This is a genomic window from Pelotomaculum propionicicum (genome assembly GCF_004369225.1).
GTDB lineage: Bacteria > Bacillota > Desulfotomaculia > Desulfotomaculales > Pelotomaculaceae > Pelotomaculum_B > Pelotomaculum_B propionicicum.
In genome coordinates this window covers 25,493-41,322 of sequence record NZ_QFFZ01000034.1, presented here as the reverse complement: position 1 = coordinate 41,322, position 15,830 = coordinate 25,493, and the positions used below count along the sequence as shown (strand labels likewise).

The following is a 15,830-nucleotide window of genomic DNA, read 5'->3' as shown; positions in this document are numbered from 1 at the left end:
ATTTCGCCCACAGTCCTTCCACCCGCGCCAGGTGGTCGACCTTATCGCACCAGAATTCATCCGCAAAGGCCCAATCCATACATGCCTGCCACTGGGCCACGGTGGGGGCGTTCTCGCCGGCCAGCATGCCCCTGGCGGTGGAGAGCTGTTTAAGATGCCAGTCACGGGGGAGCTTTTTAACCCCCCGGACTGACAGCTTTTCTTTGAGGTATTCTACCAGGCTTTTTTCATCTTCCGTAAATACCGTCTTACGCTTTGCCACGCCTTTAAGCTCCCTTTAGACGCTCCCGGTCCACCTCGTACCAGAACACATCTTCGACCTTCTTGCCGGCGCCGACTGCTGCTATGACCTCATCCGGGTACTCTCCCAGCCGCTCTTTATTGACCGACTCCTTTACGATTATGCAGTCATCCATTTTCTGCGCCCGCAGCGCTTTAAGCACCGCCTGGACACTGCGGATAATGATCTTCGTGCTCTTCCGGAATCCGGTCTTCCCGAAGTTTAGGATCTTAGTTTTCCCTTTTATGTCACCCCGGTTTAACTCTACAAAGGCTTTTACTTCCGCCCCTAATTTCTCAATTCGTTCCTTTATTGGCTTGGCGTTAAACTCCGCTGCAAGCTTGACCTCCTGAATTATTTCATTCATATCCGCCTCGATGCGCTCAATAGCCAGTTCGCACTCACCGATCTCCTTCATATGGAGGTCAACCTCATCCCAGCTTTTTAAAGCCGGCTCGTTTTCAATCCGAACCCTCGCCATCTTATCCAACCCTCCTTGCGCCGAATAACCCTCTCAGATTCCTTTCGGCTCGAATACCTCTTTTTTGTTTTTTCTTGGCGCCGCCGGGCGACTTTTCACTCTCGATTGGTGTGGCCACCGTCGTTGTGGATACTACTTCCTCTGCTTTAGCCGGTACGTCCTCTACGGTCATGTTTTCCTGGGCTTTTGTCCAGGGACTTCTATAACTCGCGTCGCGATCCCATACCTCGAAGATTTTACAAAAACCCCTGCCCGTAGCGATATCAATTTTAACGATAGGGTTTTCAAACTGGTTGTCCATGAAATTTGGCACCGGTATCACCTCCGGTTTTCTGTGTGTTATAATATTTCAGTGATTTTTACTAGCCCCGGGCTATTAAGATGCTGACACATCATCGGTCCGGGTATCTTTTTGACTTCCACCATTTGGTGGTATCATTATTCACCCCCTCTCTTCAGCCTGCCGCCGGGCTATACCCGGCCCGCTTTCACGGTCATCAGGTGGGGTAGGCCATTCCCCCACGAACCCCGGCACACTCCGGGGATTTCGGCATTTATTTTTTAATCAGTTCAATAGAATCGTTATTCTTAATTAAGTGCCGCTTTAGGGATTTAAACGAAGTCCAGTACGGGCAATAGTAAGTGTACTTAGCATCTGGATCAGGCAGTCCGGCTTTCTGGCGTAATTTCTTAGAGATTTTCCTTAGCCCGGAGCACGTTTTCCGGGACAAAACCGACCTTTTAACCGGCTGAAAGAACCGGCGCCGCTCCTCGCAATCCTTAAGCAGCCATTCCCCTCTGACTTCCCCGTTTATATAGACTAATATGGCATTCTTAAACTGACTGATACGCCCAAGGCGAAGGGTGACCTCGTAACCATCACACCTTGCGGAGTAATATTTACTCACCTCTTAACAAGTTAACCTGTTATAAACATCCATATCTACGCTTCAAGCGGATTAACAATCTCATCAAGCTCACAAATAGGACCACTTAGAGCCTCAAATAATGGGCTGTCTACTGACAGTTCTTCGCAGACCTCATTGATCAATTGCAAAGCTTCCTCTAACTTTGCCCGGTGTTTTGCATCCACTCGTATCACCTGCCCTTTGTTTTAATTATTAGAACGCCAGCCCCAGTGTTTTTGGAGATACCAACATGCTGTCCGCCTCTTGGACTACTTCAAGCGTAATAGTCTCTCCCTGTTCAACCAGGTCCAGCGCGTTTTGCAAGAGCCTATGGTAACGCCGCAGCCCACCCTGTGCCTTGCTGGTGGCTGCCGTCACCAGGTAGTTTCTGGCCGCGTCCGTCATGTTATAGCCGGCCAGCGCCGGCAGTATCTCGCTGCGTTTTACCCCTTTCATTGCGTAGGCCCGGCGCACCCTGGAATAAAATTGTGACAAATTCTCACGCCCGCCCGGACCTTTTACCAGGAAGGTAGCCAGGCGGGGAAGGCCGGCCAGGATCAGCCCGCAATGCGCTTCGTCCCAAATAGTCCGCAGGATCTCCAGTTTCTTTACGGAGTCCCTGGATACCAGGAGATCCGCTTCGTCCACAATGACCAGAACCGGATCATCTCTCAGGTGCTTAATGATCTGCTTGATCTTGCTTCTCTGGGTGCCTTCCTGGATGTCCACACCCAGCTTGTCGCCCAGTTCTTTTACCAGTTCACGCCCTGACATCGTAACATCCGCCCGGATGTAGACCGTAAAAGGCTCCCTGCCCCGGAACTCTTCCAGCGCCGTTGTTTTGCCGGTGCCGGGCGCCCCCGTTATAACCCCGATCTCGCCGTCAGCACGGCATAAGCTGCACAGTCCCAGCACGCTCGCCAGGTCATCAGTTTCAATCAGGTCTTTGAAAGGTTTATCACTGTCCGAAATGCCATCTAAAGAGACCGGTAAATCCGCCCTTTGCAGAATATCGCCGCCTGACGCCTGGTCCGCCTTTTCTTTCAGTCTTCGAATCTTTTTCAACAGGTTTTTACTGCATTTATTCCCGGCTATGAACTGACTCAACATACTATGTGAATATCCGATCTCGCGGGCCAGGAAAGATATCATTACCCCCTGTTCCTTAACCTGGTTGGTCAACCACAAGCGCAGTTCCTGTTCATCCTTATTAGTATCATTTACCTGGAAATCAAGCACTTCCGCAGCTCCGGACATTTAGATTACCTCCCGAAATCTTATTAAAGAATAAATTCAGCTAAAATTTCACCTCGCCAGTACCTTTGCGCCGGCTTTCATCAGCATACGCTGCGCCCGGCTTACTTTAACCGGCGCATCACCCCCGGCGTCGGCGGCCTCGCTATCTATAACCTTCTGGGCCTCGCGGGTTTCCTTCTCATGACCGGTCAATCTCATTACCTTTGCTTCACTGGTATCAGCCACGGCCTGGCCCTCAAAGTTCCGCTTCGCGCGGCGAGACCGTTTAACCACGTTCTCAGGCAGCACATCCTCCAGACCCTCCGTATAACTCGCGATCTGCCGTTTCACGGCCTTCGCCACCTGGCGGTTGGCTCTCAGTTCAGCTGTCAGATCGGCCCTGGATTCACCGTGTTCAAGAGCTTTACGGTTAACTGCGGTACCGAGGCATTTGCCCTTGTACCAGATTAGCACCTCGCCCATGCGGTTGAAGTCGTACCATACCTGGACCCACTCACCGACCAGGCGCCCCAGTTCAATGTTATGCGACCAGTATTCCCGGCCCAGCAGAGTGATGTAGCCGGCGTTTACCTTTACCTGCTCCCGCTTCATCATCAATATATCCAGGTCCGCTTGATTCACCCGGCCCGGCCGGACATGCGGCGTGTTGGCGAAGGCGTTGGTCGGCGTGTCCTTGATTTCGCTGTGTACCTGGCTGTTGTATTGCTCCACGTAGGCCGCCCAGCGCTCTACAAACTCTTCCATTGGAAGGAGCTTACCTTGCTCTAAGAGTTTTTTCTCGTTAAAGCCGGGTGGCCTGTTCTCCGGTTTATTACCACAGTACCCAGGCAAGTAGAGTGTAAACTGGTCATGCACCGTCCGGAACAGCCGCTCGATCATCTTTGCCCTGGGCGTCTTGGGTATGCATTCCCGCGTCCTGATGTCCAGCCGCTGGCAGACGTCCTTGATATATTTTGAGAGATAGTCCTTGCCGTTGTCGGTGTAGATCCGGGCCGGCAACCCGTGAGTCAGGATCGCGTGACGCAAGGCCAAGCCTATGGTCTCACTGTTACACTGCACCGTTACGCACCAGCCAACGATCTTCCGTGACCTCATGTCCTCCCAGGCCGACAGCTGCGGCCGTACCGCCCGGCCCGCCCATTCCACAAACAGGTCGAAGGGGTGGCCATCTCCCACGATTTCCTCCATAGCAAGCAGGTGAGAGTAGTCCCGCTTCACCTTTGGCATGCAGGTGGCCTCGTATTCCTTGTCTCCCCGCTGGCCCATCACTTTTTCACTATGTAAAATCTCCTCGATTACCCGGTACACCGTTGCCCTGGATGGCATCGGCCAGTCCTTGATCTCCGCCGCCTTCTCCAGATCTTTGTAAATCTTGCTGCCCTTCGGCGGCGGGTATTGCAACGCCATGGACCTGATAAAGTTTCTTACCTCGGGCGTCACCGCCCGCCGCTCTTTCCCATCCAATCCCTCCCCGCAGGACCGGTACCGGTCATCTACCAGGCCCAAAATCCCGTCTTTCTTATAGCTGCCCGCTTTCCGGTACAGTGTTTTAGCGCTCACCTTGCGCTTCATGGCCAGCGCGTTTATCCGGGACATTTTGTCCTTTCCCCGGCCATCAATTATAGCTAAAGCTTCCTTGACTACTGGCTCCCATTTTTCCGCCTGTGCCAGGATCTGCTCCGCCTTTTCCCGACCGTGCTTCGCCACCAGTTCCGCCACCGTCCGGATTCTGGCCGGGGCGGGGGAGGGAGCCGGCGCCACAGCTTTGGTTTCCTCGGCCGGCCCGGTGATGGGCAGACTCGTGGCCAGCGTTCTTTCCAGGTAGCGCCGCTGCGCCTCTGGCGGCAGGGACTCCAGCGCGACCAGATATACCTGGCCGTTTAGACCACCACGACCATCATTAATCTTACAAACCATTTTGCCGGCCATGGCTTGTCGCCGAACAGTTCGTTCAGTCGTATCCAGCGCCGCCGCCGCTTCGGATGTCGATAGCCACGTTTTCAGTCCCCGCCACCTCCTTCCAGCCGGATAAGGTGAGAATATTTGTTACCTGGTCAACTGGCCTAAAAACTCTCTGATTGCTTTTTCCTTTTTAGAAAGCTCCCGCTTTGTCTGATCGATCTTGCCCAGTTCAGCCATGAGCGCTTCCTCGCTTTCCAGCAGGTAACACTGGATCATTTCCGCCATCATCCGCAGCGGCTGTTTGTACCCAGTCGCCGCGCAGAACGCCGGCAGGTATTCCGCCGGAAACCGGTGCGCCTCTTTGGACTCCGCCGTCCAGCTGTCCAGCTGGCATTTTGATATCTCCACGCCCACCAATTCGCTCATCTTCGCCGCCACTTCATACCGCGACATGTTATTTGCCTGCTTTAGCCCCCGCGAGAGATCCTCCCGCAGCCTGTTGGCTATATTCATGCTTCCCGCTTCCACTTGTTCAGGAGCCTTCATATGCTGCTCCTTAATGATGTCAAATATTGATACCTGGACTCCTGTATCCGTGGCCGGGCTGGGTTTTCTATTTTTCGCCATCTCCGGCCCCTCCAATTTTGTAGGATTTTCCTCCTCCCGCGTCGAATATTGCAAGAACCACCAAACAATTCCAAAGAGGGAGGAGGTGATATTAAATGCTGCGTCCTTCACTTAAATGTAATTGTGGCCATGTTTTACAGATTGCTGCCATAGAAGAACAGCCAGAAGAGATTAGAGCAACTTATCAGGCTATACTTCCCAAAATGCTGTTTGTTTGCCCAAGCTGTAGCCAGTTGCTGCCATTCACACCTGGAAACATTGCTGAACCAAAGGTAGGCATAACAGATGGTAGAGTAATACAAAACCGTGAAATAACCGACCTATTCCGGAAACTTGACAAGATCTAACTTAATCCCTTCAACAATCCGTATCGCGTTAAACAAAATCCTCCTGGCAGAAGCAACGCTCATCCCTTGCAGAACGGCCATGATCTCAATTACTTTTACCTCCAACTCTTCTCTTTTTAAATCCCAGGGGAATTCGCCATCCCAGCATCCGAATTGACTTTTTGGTGAACCTGGACAAATAATCGGAAACACCCCCTTTTCCCGCCCGGCCCAGCCGGGCATTATTTTTAACCTTTTCTTGCCTGCCGGAGAAAGCGGCTGACACTCATCGGCGTTACCTGCACACCTGTAGCCTCGCTTACCTCTCCAGCTATTTGCCGCAGTGTATATCCATTTTGGCGCATTGACATGACCATCTCTTCAGCTTTGAGCTTCGTAATTTTACACTGGGAGACGGTAGCGGGAGAATACATATCTCCTTTCAGTAAAGACATGCCCAAGTTGAGGCATCCTTGCAAAAGCTCGCCCGCCGCGCCCATTGCCTGGGCGTCGATGCCGCTTGACTTCATGGCCGCCTCGCACAGGCTCAGGTATTGCTGCGCCAGGCCCGTCATAGTCATAAAGACCTTGGTTTTATCCCCGCTATCCTCAGTAAACTGCCGCACCGGCACTAACTCTCCCCGCGTGATCTGTCCAATAGTCCGGATCGCCCAGCGCTGGAAATTAACCACCAGTTGCCTCTTTTCAAGATCCTTTATCCGATTAGTGGCTAGCTTCATCAACAAGCCCACCACCCCGTCACGGGTCAAGCAGGTGGTTTTCTGCGGCCCACCCTCCGAAGGTAATGTTGTTACAACAATACCTTCCTCAAATACTTTCTTATTCCGGTCAATCACTCGCCAAAGCACTTCTTTACCATAATCCAGCGCCCTGGCTATGTCCGGTAGCGGAACTAGCACTTCCTCGTCCTGTGTCACCAGACGCACAGGTCGCCCCTCAAAAGTCCTCTCCAGCACGTTTTCCATATCTCAAACCTCCTTACCAAAAGAACAACCCATAATATCCCAAGCTCATTATCTTTACCTGCCTTTCCGCCCTGATCGTACCAGGCAATATCCACTTTCACCGCCTTTATCATTTGTTTAATAACATTGCCATTATGTCAGGCACCGGCATTATCACCTCTTTACCCTGCCATAGTGTAATTTACCTCAATTTCCTGGCCATCCGGTAGAATGCTTTATCGCTTCCTACCCGCCAGCCGCATTCATTAGCGGTCTTCTTGACCACACGGATGGCGTCCGAAACCTTTCGGCCAGGGTTTTCCTCAAACAACCGCTTGAAGAATTCCACCGCTTCGTTATCCGTTGACCGTGGACGGCAGGACCTGGGCAGGTAGACGATCTTTGCCTCCTGGGCAACCACCAGACGGCGTACCTCTGTGGCCAATTCATCCAGCCGCTGCTGTACCCCTTGAAGGGCTTCCACCGGAATCATGCGCCGGCTCTCCACCGCCTCATACAGGTCGATCAGCGCCTCCTGCACCGCCACCGCCCTGGGCTGGTTGGACTTCATGCAGATTTTTAAAGCGCCGCGCTTGGTGAATAAACGGATATGGGGATCACCGCCTTGGGGGTTCGTGGTCAAATTGACCACCCCTCTCATATCTACAACAAAAGAATCCCTTTCTGTAAAACTATCCTTGTTGCGATTGAAAATCCGAAGCACAGAGCGGTCATCTGCATACCCCAATGCTCTGGCCAGCGCCCGCGCCGTCACTACAGGCTGACCGTCCACACTCACCACCGTAAGCTCGCCATCTTGTGCCAGTACGGGCAATAACTCATCACTCATTATTTTTACCTACCTTTCCGCCCTGGTTGTAACAAGCAATTTCCACCCTGGTATCCATGTTCGAACACCAAGTTTTCCATGCCGCAGTCAAAAAGTTTCAGTCCCCTGGTCATTGCCACCCCCTTGTAACTTTGATAGAATTGTCTAAATGATTATAGACATGCCCGTTGGCATGCCTCACCGCTCTCTTTATTTGTCTCGTCCGGCCAGACTTCTTCGACAGTCTTGCCAATGGCTTTCGCTATATATGGCCTGATCCGGTAGCCCTTGTTTCTACCGATTTTGTATATCACCTGATGTATTCGGCCAATGGACACACCGGCATCATTAGCTATATCCTTAAGTTTTACGCGGTTCAAATACATTGCCGCCCGGATTTCCTCTGGCTTCATGCCCTTGCCCGTGCTGTCGCTTTTACCCATGTCCAGTCCTCCTTTCAAGATTAGACTGGGTTATGTCTATAAGATTGTAGCTCTTGGACATAATAATAATATGACTGATTCATGTTGTCAATCAATAAATATGAATAATTCATGATATTTAAATAACAAAACACGACTCATTCATGTTGCTACTTATAAAAATCGAAAGGGTAGATTTTAATGACTGTTGGCGCAAGAATATTCGAAGTAAGAAAATCTCTTAATTTAACCCAGGAAAGATTTGCTATTATTCTTGGGCTAGATCCTACCCATATATCTAAAATAGAAAAAGGTAAAGGATCGCCCTCAGAAACATTACTCAATCATATTTGCTGTAGGTTTTTCATCTCAAAAGAATGGCTTAATTCAGGTCAAGGAGATATGATGGCTCCTCCTCAAGATGCAATAGTAAGACAAATAGCCCACTATGGACAGCAGGCTGTAATAGACGCTTTTTTAAATGTAATGAAAGAATGTAGTTTAGGATTACCAATTCTTCAACAATTACATAGGCCAGATACTAAGGATACTGAATTAAATCAACTTTTCAATATACTTTATGATCTATGGACAACTAGCGATGAAGCCATGAAAGGCTGGATCAAAATCCAATTCCACCGCGCCTTTCCTGATGACGTTATTGAGGAAGCCCAAAAAAAACAAAAAGAAACCCAAGGGCAAGCCTCCGCAGGTTAGCCTAACAGTTATTACCATCCGCAATCAGTCAAATAATTAATGAAAGAGGGACAAGCTATAAATGAAAACTGTTAGAAGAAACATTTATGCTTATCAAATTAGAGCCGAAGACGAACATGGAAGAAAGCTCAAATATAGCGATTTCGGCATGCTTTTTAAAGCAATCAGCGCCCTTGATTTAAGCCTCAAAGTCATGGACAAAGACGAACGTGGCTTTATATTTCTGGATGAATATATTATACTTACAGGTAACGAAGGATTTGGCTGGTTTAAATCGGCTCGCATCGGTGACCGTCTACCTGTAATCAGCCGCACCAGGTTGACTGAAAGAGACAATCCGCGTGACGAAGATGAAGGAGACTGCCTGAAAACACATTTTTATTTTCGCCCTGGTGACGGGCTGATGTTAATCGAATATGTCCACGAAGCCGTTGCCAGAATTGGTGCCATCCGCCGATACATTTTCCGAAGCATAAACAACTTTCCGGAACTGAATCACCTACGTAATTTTTATATTGAGACCCTAATTAGCCGGGGTTTTCTCGAACGAATTAACGAGTTTGGTAAAATATCAATTGCCAAGATTCAGGTTTCTACCATCGAAAGCCCGCCAAATGATTATGGAGACCTTCCAGCAGCATTGCATACTAGTCTCCAGGAAGCCAGAGCATCTTACTATACGCTCGAAGCCAGAGCCGGCAGAGAAAACCGGAAAGATGGGATGTCCCACAACAAGATCAAAGGTTTTATATCAAAATTCCTTGGTAAAGAAACAATAAATCCCACTTTTCTAAACGGAATACTAATTGGCTTTAAACCAGACGGACAAAAACATGAATTAAAATTAAAAGGTTGTGAAGAACGTCGTCAGGTAAATCTACAAGCAGACGACTTGGGTCAGATAGTAACGCTCTCCATCCGGGAAAAAATGATAGCTATGGCTAATGAGATACCGATAATTCGCTAGCATGAAAAATGGAGGTTTCAACCGTGGGCTTGCTTGGTATCGCTGTTCATGATTATATGGAACTTTCAACGCGCCGTGAAAAATTTGTACCAATAACGGTTGGACTTCTTGCTCTCATTATTGTTTCAATATGGCATTTCTTTTTTAGAGTTAACGCTGATTCCTTTTACGACTTTTCTAGAGATACCATAACAATAATCCTGACTGTTCTGGCCATACTTGCTGGGTTTAATATTACAAGCATTGCTATCTTGGCAACGGCAAATTCGCCTATAATTGAACATTTGCGTAAAATTCTTGTTAAGCATACAAACAAATCATGGTATAGACAGCTTATTGTCCGCTTTATATGGGCCGTACTCGTCCAAATATTTTTGATTATTATCTCTATTGCTTATCTCGTATTATCAAAGTCTGCGCCAGGCTACCTAATTAGCCTTTTTAATATAGTACTTTTGTTGTCTATTTCCGCCGCGACATATGCCCTCGCTCTAACAATCCAAAATTTGCTGCTCTTATACGGAGTTCTAGCTGTGGATAGTAAGCAGTTTATTGGAGATCATCCAGCTAAACCAGATTGACATATAATAGCAGAAGCACAAGACCCTTTCCAATTACTCGTGGAAAGGGCCGAAAGTATTATCTCACGTGAAAACATTAACTGGGAACAAATTAATAAATCTTTAAACAGACAAAATCACCGTAGTAGCACTGACTTACCACAATCATCCACAGGCTCATAAGTTTTCTCAAAAACGTCTGGCTTACATGGGTATTGTTCTCCGCGAATTCCGGTAATAATCCAGTCGCCCGGGGAGGCCTGGAGCGGTCCTTCCAGTGTCTCGACAATTAACTCTTTATCTGTTTGGTAGGCTTCAATCACGATGGGCTTTTTTCGAAACTTTCTTTTTATCATGAAAAAACACCTCTCAGTAAAATTATATCTTTTTTATAGGGAAGCAAACATTGTACCACAGACCAGCGCCGCTAGCGGTACTATTAAAATGCATAAATATACATTTTAATGCATAATTATACATGATTAGGGTATGATCAGGAATGTCCGCAATCAGTCTTATTTCTGAAAGACTTAAATTCCCGCAGCCCTTGATATCACTAATAAAACCAGTGATGTCCGCAATCATAATAGTGTCCGCAATAAATGTCCGCAATCGGCTAGCATTAATTACCATTTATACCAATACACAGCCGCCTTTATTTACTCTATACTTCCTACTTTCACTTTATTTACCAACAGCCTGGTAACAGAATCGTTAATCCAGGTAACACGCGCCTGGCTTGCTTTGTAACAATCGCCACCTTTTTAGTAACGGCTTTACAACTCATTTGTTTCGGTAAGTAACAGGCTGGTAACAACTATATTTTATCTTCCAGTAATAAAATACCATATATACCTATTTATAGCCGCCTCCCGCCGAAAACCTCTAAATTGTCAGATATCGTCTCACGCAAAATGTCCCAATTCAGATCCCCCTCATCCCTTGTCCCATCTCGTTTTTTCCCTCTTAACCCCGAGATTTCCCGCACTCTTTCATTTCTTAAGTTGTGTGAGATCTTACAATATTTTCCTTCACGTGGCCGGCATGACTTCCTTTAATCCCGCCAAAATTAAACCCGGGCAGTTTTCCCCGCGGTGTGTAATAGGTGTGCAGCAGTTTCCTTGATATATTGCTGAGGGGGCGCCCCAGGAATTCTTCATAGATTTTCTTGACAGCCGGGTTTTCATGGGCGCGCCTCAATTCTTTTGAATAATCTATGCGGTCCAGGGCGTCAGCCCGGTTGTGCCTGTAGTCCAGCGATATCTCTTTATGCTCCCTGGTCCCGAATATAGGCTGGCCGCCGCCGCCCACACAACCGCCGGGGCAGGCCATAATCTCCACATAATCGAATTGTTCACCGGCTTTCAGCCGGTCCATCAGCACCCTGGCGTTGCCTGTCCCGTGCGCTATGGCCACCTTGATCCGCCGGCCCTTCAGCTCTACCCACACTTCCTTCAAGCCGCTGAAGCCGCGCAGCTCTTCGTAGTCCACCAAGTCCATTTCTTGTCCTGAGGTTAAATAATAAGCCGTCCTCACCGCCGCCTCAATAACCCCTCCCGTTGAGCCAAAAATCGCCCCCGCGCCGCTGGCAATTCCCATCGGTGTGTCATAGTCCTCATGAGGCAGGTCATGAAAATTTATACCTGACTGCCTGATCATTCTGGCCAGTTCTCTGGTGGTGAGGACCCAGTCCACATCTTTAAACTCACCAGTGCCCATTTCCGGGCGGCTGGCCTCGAATTTTTTTGCCGTGCAGGGCATAATTGCCACTACCACTATCTTTTTGGGGTCAATCCCCTCTTTTTCAGCAAAATAGGTTTTGGTGAGGGCGCCGAACATTTCATGAGGCGACTTGCAGGTTGAGAGATTTTCAAGGAACTCCGGGTAAAAATGTTCGGCAAACTTGACCCAGCCAGGGCTGCATGAAGAAAGCAGAGGCAGCTTGCCTCGCCCTTCCAGCCTTTCCAGCAGTTCATTAGCTTCTTCCATAATGGTCAGGTCGGCGGTAAAATCCGTCGCGAAAACTTTGTCAAAGCCCAGGCGGCGCAATGCCGCCACCAGTTTTCCGGTTACTACCGTTCCCACAGGGTAACCGAAAACCTCGCCCAGGGTTACCTGGATGGAAGGGGCGGACTGCACCACCACGTATTTATCAGGGTCCTCCAGAGCCTCCCAAACCGACTCGATACATTCTTTCTCGGTCAGGGATGCTGTGGGACAGGCGATTACACACTGGCCGCAGGTGATACAGGCAACCTGTGACAGGTCCTGCATGAAGGCGGGAGCAATTACCGTGTCATAACCCCGGTTTAAAGCTGAATAAACATTTACCTCCTGCACCTTGCTGCAGATTGCCTCACAGCGGCGGCACTTGATGCATTTATTGTAGTCACGCACGATAAAAGAGTTTTCGTTTTGGACCTGCAGAGCCTTCATCTCACCTGTAAATTTAATGTTCCTTATGCCTAAATTGTCCGCGATATTTTGCAGTTCGCAGTTTAGGTTTCTGATACAGGTGGTGCACTCCCGGTGGTGGTCCGAGAGAAGCAGTTCCACCATTGTCCGCCTGACCCGGCGCACCCGCGGAGAGGAGGCGTGCACCACCAGCCCGTCGGTGGCTGGGTAAACGCAGGAAGCCTGGAGCACCCTGGCGCCATTTATCTCAACTTCAACCAAACAAACCCGGCAGGAGCCGATCTCGTTGATATGACGGAGATAACACAGGCTGGGGATTTCTATACCGGCCAGCCGGGCGGCTTCCAGCACACTCATGCCCTTGTCGGCTTCAATCTCCCTGCCGTCGATGGTAAGCTTGATTTTTTCTACCTTTTTTTCCGGGTTGTCATAAAGCTGCCCTGTTTTCTGGACTAACGGTCCCGGGGCGAATTCCCTGGTTTCCATTAATTATCTCCTCCTTACGGGGACCTCTGGTAATGGCCTTTTTGGGGCATTTTGCCGCGCAGGCCGCGCACCTGGAGCACTTGTCAGGGTCGATCCGGTATGCCTCTCCCGGCTTGCCGGTGATTGCCCCTGCCGCGCAGTCTTTAGCGCAGATGCCGCAGGCCGCGCATTTTTCTTCATCCACTACAAAATTAAGCAGTTCTTTACAAACTCCCGCTGGGCAGTTTTTATCTTTGATGTGAGCGAGGTATTCATCTTTAAAGTAACGCATAGTGGAAATGACAGGATTGGGGGCCGTCTGGCCAAGACCGCACAGGGAAGCGTCACGAATATCGAAGGACAGTTCTTCCAGCAGCTCAAGGTCTTCAATTTCACCATTTCCCTCGGTAATTCTCTTAAGTGTTTCCAGCAGCCTTTTAGTACCCACACGGCAGGGAGTACAGCGGCCGCATGATTCATCCTGGGTAAACTCCAGGTAAAACCTGGCTATATCAACCATGCAGTTGTCCTCATTCATGACAATCATGCCGCCGGAGCCCATCATTGAGCCAATTTCTTTTAGAGATTCATAGTCGATAGGCATGTCCAGGTACTTTTCGGGAATACAGCCCCCCGATGGGCCGCCTGTCTGTACCGCTTTAAATTTCTTTCCGCCGGGAATACCTCCGCCAATATCAAAGATAATGGTCCGCAGGGTGGTTCCCATCGGCACCTCGATCAGCCCGGTGTTGTTAATTTTTCCAGCCAGGGAAAACACCTTGGAACCCTTGCTGCCGGCGGTCCCCTGCCCCTGGTACCACTCCCAGCCGTTTCTCAGGATTGCAGGTATGTTGGCGTAAGTTTCAACATTATTAATTAACGTCGGCTTGCCCCAAAGCCCTTCCTGGGCCGGGTAAGGCGGCCGGGGACGCGGTTCGCCGCGCTGGCCCATTACTGAGTGGATCAGCGCTGTTTCCTCACCGCAGACAAAAGCCCCGGCGCCAAACCTGAGTCCCAGGTCAAAGTCGAATGAGGACCCGAAAAGATTCTTACCCAGCAGTCCTTTCTCCCGTGCCTGCTCAATGGCGATTTCCAACCTTTTCACAGCGATAGGATACTCAGCCCGCACATAAATGTAGCCCTGGCTGGCTCCGATACAATAGCCTGCCACGGCCATGGCCTCTATAACACTGTGCGGGTCGCCTTCAAGGATGCTGCGGTCCATAAAGGCGCCCGGGTCGCCTTCATCAGCGTTGCAAAGGACGTACTTGGGCCTGACATCCTGGGCTGCCGCCATTTCCCACTTTCTGCCGGTCGGAAAACCCGCGCCGCCCCTGCCCCTGAGGCCTGACCTTTTGATAGCTTCTATTACCTCCCGCGGGTTGTTTTTTTGAATCACTTCCGCCAGGGCCATATAGCCGTCCCTGGCAATGTACTCTCCTATTTCCTCCGGGTTAATGACACCGCAGTTGTGAAGCACGATCCGCGTTTGCGCCTGAAAAAAGTGTATATCCTCCATGCGTTGAGCCACCTGGTTATCAACATTCCTGTATAACAGCCTTTCAACAACCTGCCCGCCCATTAAATGTGTCTCCACAATTTCCTTCGCGTCCTCAGGCTTGACATTACAGTAAAAAACTTCACCGGGGTGGACCATTACAATAGGGCCGTTTTGACAAAAACCAAAACAACCGGTTTTGAACACTTTTACATTTTCTTTAAGGCCGTGTCTTTCAATTTCCAATTGCAGGCCATTTCTCAGATCCTGGCTTGCCGCCGAGGTACAGGCTGTGCCTGAGCACACCATCACCTGTGTTGAGCCAAGCCCGTTGCGGTGCCCCAGCCGCTGCTTGATTAAAGGCAGGTATTCCTCTTTTACCGCCTTGAGATCTTCAATGCTTTGTACCTTCAATTTTTTCACCTTTCCGGTATGCTTGAATTATTTTTGTGATCTCCCCGGCGCTGGCCTTTCCATGCACATCACCATCAACCACGAGTACCGGCGCCAGCCCGCAGGCTCCGATGCACCGCGTGCTTTTTAAAGTAAATAGTCGATCCTTTGTGGTTTCCCCCTCATCCACCTTAAGCAGATCTTTTAAGGAGTCCATCAGTTCCTGAGCTCCCTTTACATAACAGGCTGTACCCAAACAAAGGTCAAAAGTGTGTTTGCCTTTGGGCTCAGTATAAAAAAGTGAATAAAAGGTTACAACTCCGTTGATTTCACTGACAGGGTTCTCAGTTTTTTCAGCAATATAGGACTGGACTTCTTCAGAAAGGCAGCCGAATATATCCTGGGCTTTTTGCAGGATATTGATCAACTGCCCGGGCTCTTTGGAATAAAGCCTGATCACCTGGTCCAACTCTTTGTACTTATTAATTTTTTCGTTTTCTTCAACAGGTTTAACTTTCTCAGCAGCCGCCCGCGTGTGCGCCGTTTCTCTTAAACTCTCATTAACCTGGACTTCCTGCTCCATTTGCGACATCTCCCGGATTGATCTTGTATAATATTGTTTATCTTTGAGCGTCTTTTATGCCGGAAAACAAAAAAACCACCGCAAGGCAGTTATAAATGGCATTTTCATATAATCATGAAAATACTCTTCGGGGTTGCTGTGTTAATGTAGGTGCGAATTTATTCGCACAAATGTTTCACTTAACTCAAACAATTCGGCGCTTACGCGCCTTGTTCGATTGAAATCGAACCTACTT

The 15,830-nt window shown here is 49.3% G+C and carries 18 protein-coding genes; 3 read left to right on the top strand and 15 right to left on the bottom strand.

Annotated elements, in window-relative coordinates; all coding sequences use genetic code 11:
* The 11 genes from Pmgp_RS13580 to Pmgp_RS13535 all read right to left on the bottom strand — a co-directional run.
* A partial coding sequence (locus tag Pmgp_RS13580; RefSeq protein WP_134214528.1) for a hypothetical protein occupies positions 1 to 262 on the bottom strand: 262 nt, incomplete at its 3' end.
* Between the two features lie 4 nt (positions 263 to 266).
* Complete coding sequence (locus Pmgp_RS13575; RefSeq protein ID WP_134214527.1) at positions 267 to 761, bottom strand: host-nuclease inhibitor Gam family protein; 495 nt, start codon at positions 759 to 761, stop codon at positions 267 to 269.
* Between the two features lies 1 nt (position 762).
* Complete coding sequence (locus tag Pmgp_RS13570; protein ID WP_134214526.1) at positions 763 to 1,074, bottom strand: hypothetical protein; 312 nt, start codon at positions 1,072 to 1,074, stop codon at positions 763 to 765.
* A 630-nt stretch (positions 1,075 to 1,704) separates the two neighbouring features.
* Entirely contained in the window at positions 1,705 to 1,854 is a 150-nt protein-coding gene (locus tag Pmgp_RS19785) for a hypothetical protein (protein ID WP_192902929.1), read from the bottom strand.
* Between the two features lie 28 nt (positions 1,855 to 1,882).
* On the bottom strand, positions 1,883 to 2,926 hold the full coding sequence (locus Pmgp_RS13565) for an AAA family ATPase (RefSeq protein WP_134214525.1): 1,044 nt from the start codon (positions 2,924 to 2,926) through the stop codon (positions 1,883 to 1,885).
* Between the two features lie 48 nt (positions 2,927 to 2,974).
* Complete coding sequence (locus Pmgp_RS13560; RefSeq protein WP_134214524.1) at positions 2,975 to 4,855, bottom strand: transposase domain-containing protein; 1,881 nt, start codon at positions 4,853 to 4,855, stop codon at positions 2,975 to 2,977.
* A 117-nt stretch (positions 4,856 to 4,972) separates the two neighbouring features.
* On the bottom strand, positions 4,973 to 5,455 hold the full coding sequence (locus tag Pmgp_RS13555) for a hypothetical protein (RefSeq protein WP_134214523.1): 483 nt from the start codon (positions 5,453 to 5,455) through the stop codon (positions 4,973 to 4,975).
* A 320-nt stretch (positions 5,456 to 5,775) separates the two neighbouring features.
* On the bottom strand, positions 5,776 to 5,994 hold the full coding sequence (locus Pmgp_RS13550; protein ID WP_153189222.1) for a hypothetical protein: 219 nt from the start codon (positions 5,992 to 5,994) through the stop codon (positions 5,776 to 5,778).
* Between the two features lie 35 nt (positions 5,995 to 6,029).
* Entirely contained in the window at positions 6,030 to 6,767 is a 738-nt protein-coding gene (locus Pmgp_RS13545) for a BRO-N domain-containing protein (protein WP_134214521.1), read from the bottom strand.
* A 181-nt stretch (positions 6,768 to 6,948) separates the two neighbouring features.
* A complete protein-coding gene (locus tag Pmgp_RS13540) occupies positions 6,949 to 7,596 on the bottom strand; it encodes a BRO family protein (protein WP_134214520.1) in 648 nt (215 codons plus the stop codon).
* A gap of 152 nt (positions 7,597 to 7,748) precedes the next feature.
* Positions 7,749 to 8,018, bottom strand: coding sequence for a helix-turn-helix domain-containing protein (locus Pmgp_RS13535; protein ID WP_134214519.1), 270 nt, complete (start codon positions 8,016 to 8,018; stop codon positions 7,749 to 7,751).
* Positions 8,019 to 8,198: 180 nt separating this feature from the next.
* Here Pmgp_RS13535 and Pmgp_RS13530 point away from each other — a divergent pair, with 180 nt between their 5' ends.
* The 3 genes from Pmgp_RS13530 to Pmgp_RS13520 all read left to right on the top strand — a co-directional run bounded on the left by Pmgp_RS13530 (position 8,199) and on the right by Pmgp_RS13520 (position 10,262).
* Entirely contained in the window at positions 8,199 to 8,714 is a 516-nt protein-coding gene (locus Pmgp_RS13530; RefSeq protein WP_134214518.1) for a helix-turn-helix domain-containing protein, read from the top strand.
* Between the two features lie 61 nt (positions 8,715 to 8,775).
* Positions 8,776 to 9,681, top strand: coding sequence for a hypothetical protein (locus Pmgp_RS13525; RefSeq protein ID WP_134214517.1), 906 nt, complete (start codon positions 8,776 to 8,778; stop codon positions 9,679 to 9,681).
* A gap of 23 nt (positions 9,682 to 9,704) precedes the next feature.
* A complete protein-coding gene (locus Pmgp_RS13520; protein WP_134214516.1) occupies positions 9,705 to 10,262 on the top strand; it encodes a hypothetical protein in 558 nt (185 codons plus the stop codon).
* Between the two features lie 116 nt (positions 10,263 to 10,378).
* On the opposite strand, the gene Pmgp_RS13515 is transcribed toward Pmgp_RS13520, so the two are convergent.
* The 4 genes from Pmgp_RS13515 to Pmgp_RS13500 all read right to left on the bottom strand — a co-directional run bounded on the left by Pmgp_RS13515 (position 10,379) and on the right by Pmgp_RS13500 (position 15,595).
* A complete protein-coding gene (locus tag Pmgp_RS13515; protein ID WP_134214515.1) occupies positions 10,379 to 10,597 on the bottom strand; it encodes a hypothetical protein in 219 nt (72 codons plus the stop codon).
* Positions 10,598 to 11,240: 643 nt separating this feature from the next.
* Complete coding sequence (locus Pmgp_RS13510; protein ID WP_134214514.1) at positions 11,241 to 13,142, bottom strand: NADH-dependent [FeFe] hydrogenase, group A6; 1,902 nt, start codon at positions 13,140 to 13,142, stop codon at positions 11,241 to 11,243.
* The gene (locus Pmgp_RS13505; protein ID WP_134214530.1) at positions 13,084 to 15,033 is read right to left on the bottom strand and encodes an NADH-quinone oxidoreductase subunit NuoF; all 1,950 of its coding nucleotides are present in this window, start codon (positions 15,031 to 15,033) and stop codon (positions 13,084 to 13,086) included. The genes Pmgp_RS13510 and Pmgp_RS13505 overlap by 59 nt, the downstream gene beginning before the upstream one ends.
* The gene (locus Pmgp_RS13500) at positions 15,014 to 15,595 is read right to left on the bottom strand and encodes an NADH-quinone oxidoreductase subunit NuoE family protein (protein WP_243119849.1); all 582 of its coding nucleotides are present in this window, start codon (positions 15,593 to 15,595) and stop codon (positions 15,014 to 15,016) included. The genes Pmgp_RS13505 and Pmgp_RS13500 overlap by 20 nt, the downstream gene beginning before the upstream one ends.
* Positions 15,596 to 15,830 lie beyond the last annotated feature (235 nt).

What these genes read in the sequence shown, in the direction of transcription:
- Pmgp_RS13575 (WP_134214527.1), bottom strand. Translation starts at nt 761, where the DNA reads ATGGCGAGGGTTCGGATTGAAAACGAGCCGGCTTTAAAAAGCTGGGAT.
- Pmgp_RS13565 (WP_134214525.1), bottom strand. Translation starts at nt 2,926, where the DNA reads ATGTCCGGAGCTGCGGAAGTGCTTGATTTCCAGGTAAATGATACTAAT.
- Pmgp_RS13560 (WP_134214524.1), bottom strand. Translation starts at nt 4,855, where the DNA reads ATGGCCGGCAAAATGGTTTGTAAGATTAATGATGGTCGTGGTGGTCTA.
- Pmgp_RS13555 (WP_134214523.1), bottom strand. Translation starts at nt 5,455, where the DNA reads ATGGCGAAAAATAGAAAACCCAGCCCGGCCACGGATACAGGAGTCCAG.
- Pmgp_RS13545 (WP_134214521.1), bottom strand. Translation starts at nt 6,767, where the DNA reads ATGGAAAACGTGCTGGAGAGGACTTTTGAGGGGCGACCTGTGCGTCTG.
- Pmgp_RS13540 (WP_134214520.1), bottom strand. Translation starts at nt 7,596, where the DNA reads ATGAGTGATGAGTTATTGCCCGTACTGGCACAAGATGGCGAGCTTACG.
- Pmgp_RS13535 (WP_134214519.1), bottom strand. Translation starts at nt 8,018, where the DNA reads ATGGGTAAAAGCGACAGCACGGGCAAGGGCATGAAGCCAGAGGAAATC.
- Pmgp_RS13530 (WP_134214518.1), top strand. Translation starts at nt 8,199, where the DNA reads ATGACTGTTGGCGCAAGAATATTCGAAGTAAGAAAATCTCTTAATTTA.
- Pmgp_RS13525 (WP_134214517.1), top strand. Translation starts at nt 8,776, where the DNA reads ATGAAAACTGTTAGAAGAAACATTTATGCTTATCAAATTAGAGCCGAA.
- Pmgp_RS13515 (WP_134214515.1), bottom strand. Translation starts at nt 10,597, where the DNA reads ATGATAAAAAGAAAGTTTCGAAAAAAGCCCATCGTGATTGAAGCCTAC.
- Pmgp_RS13510 (WP_134214514.1), bottom strand. Translation starts at nt 13,142, where the DNA reads ATGGAAACCAGGGAATTCGCCCCGGGACCGTTAGTCCAGAAAACAGGG.
- Pmgp_RS13500 (WP_243119849.1), bottom strand. Translation starts at nt 15,595, where the DNA reads ATGGAGCAGGAAGTCCAGGTTAATGAGAGTTTAAGAGAAACGGCGCAC.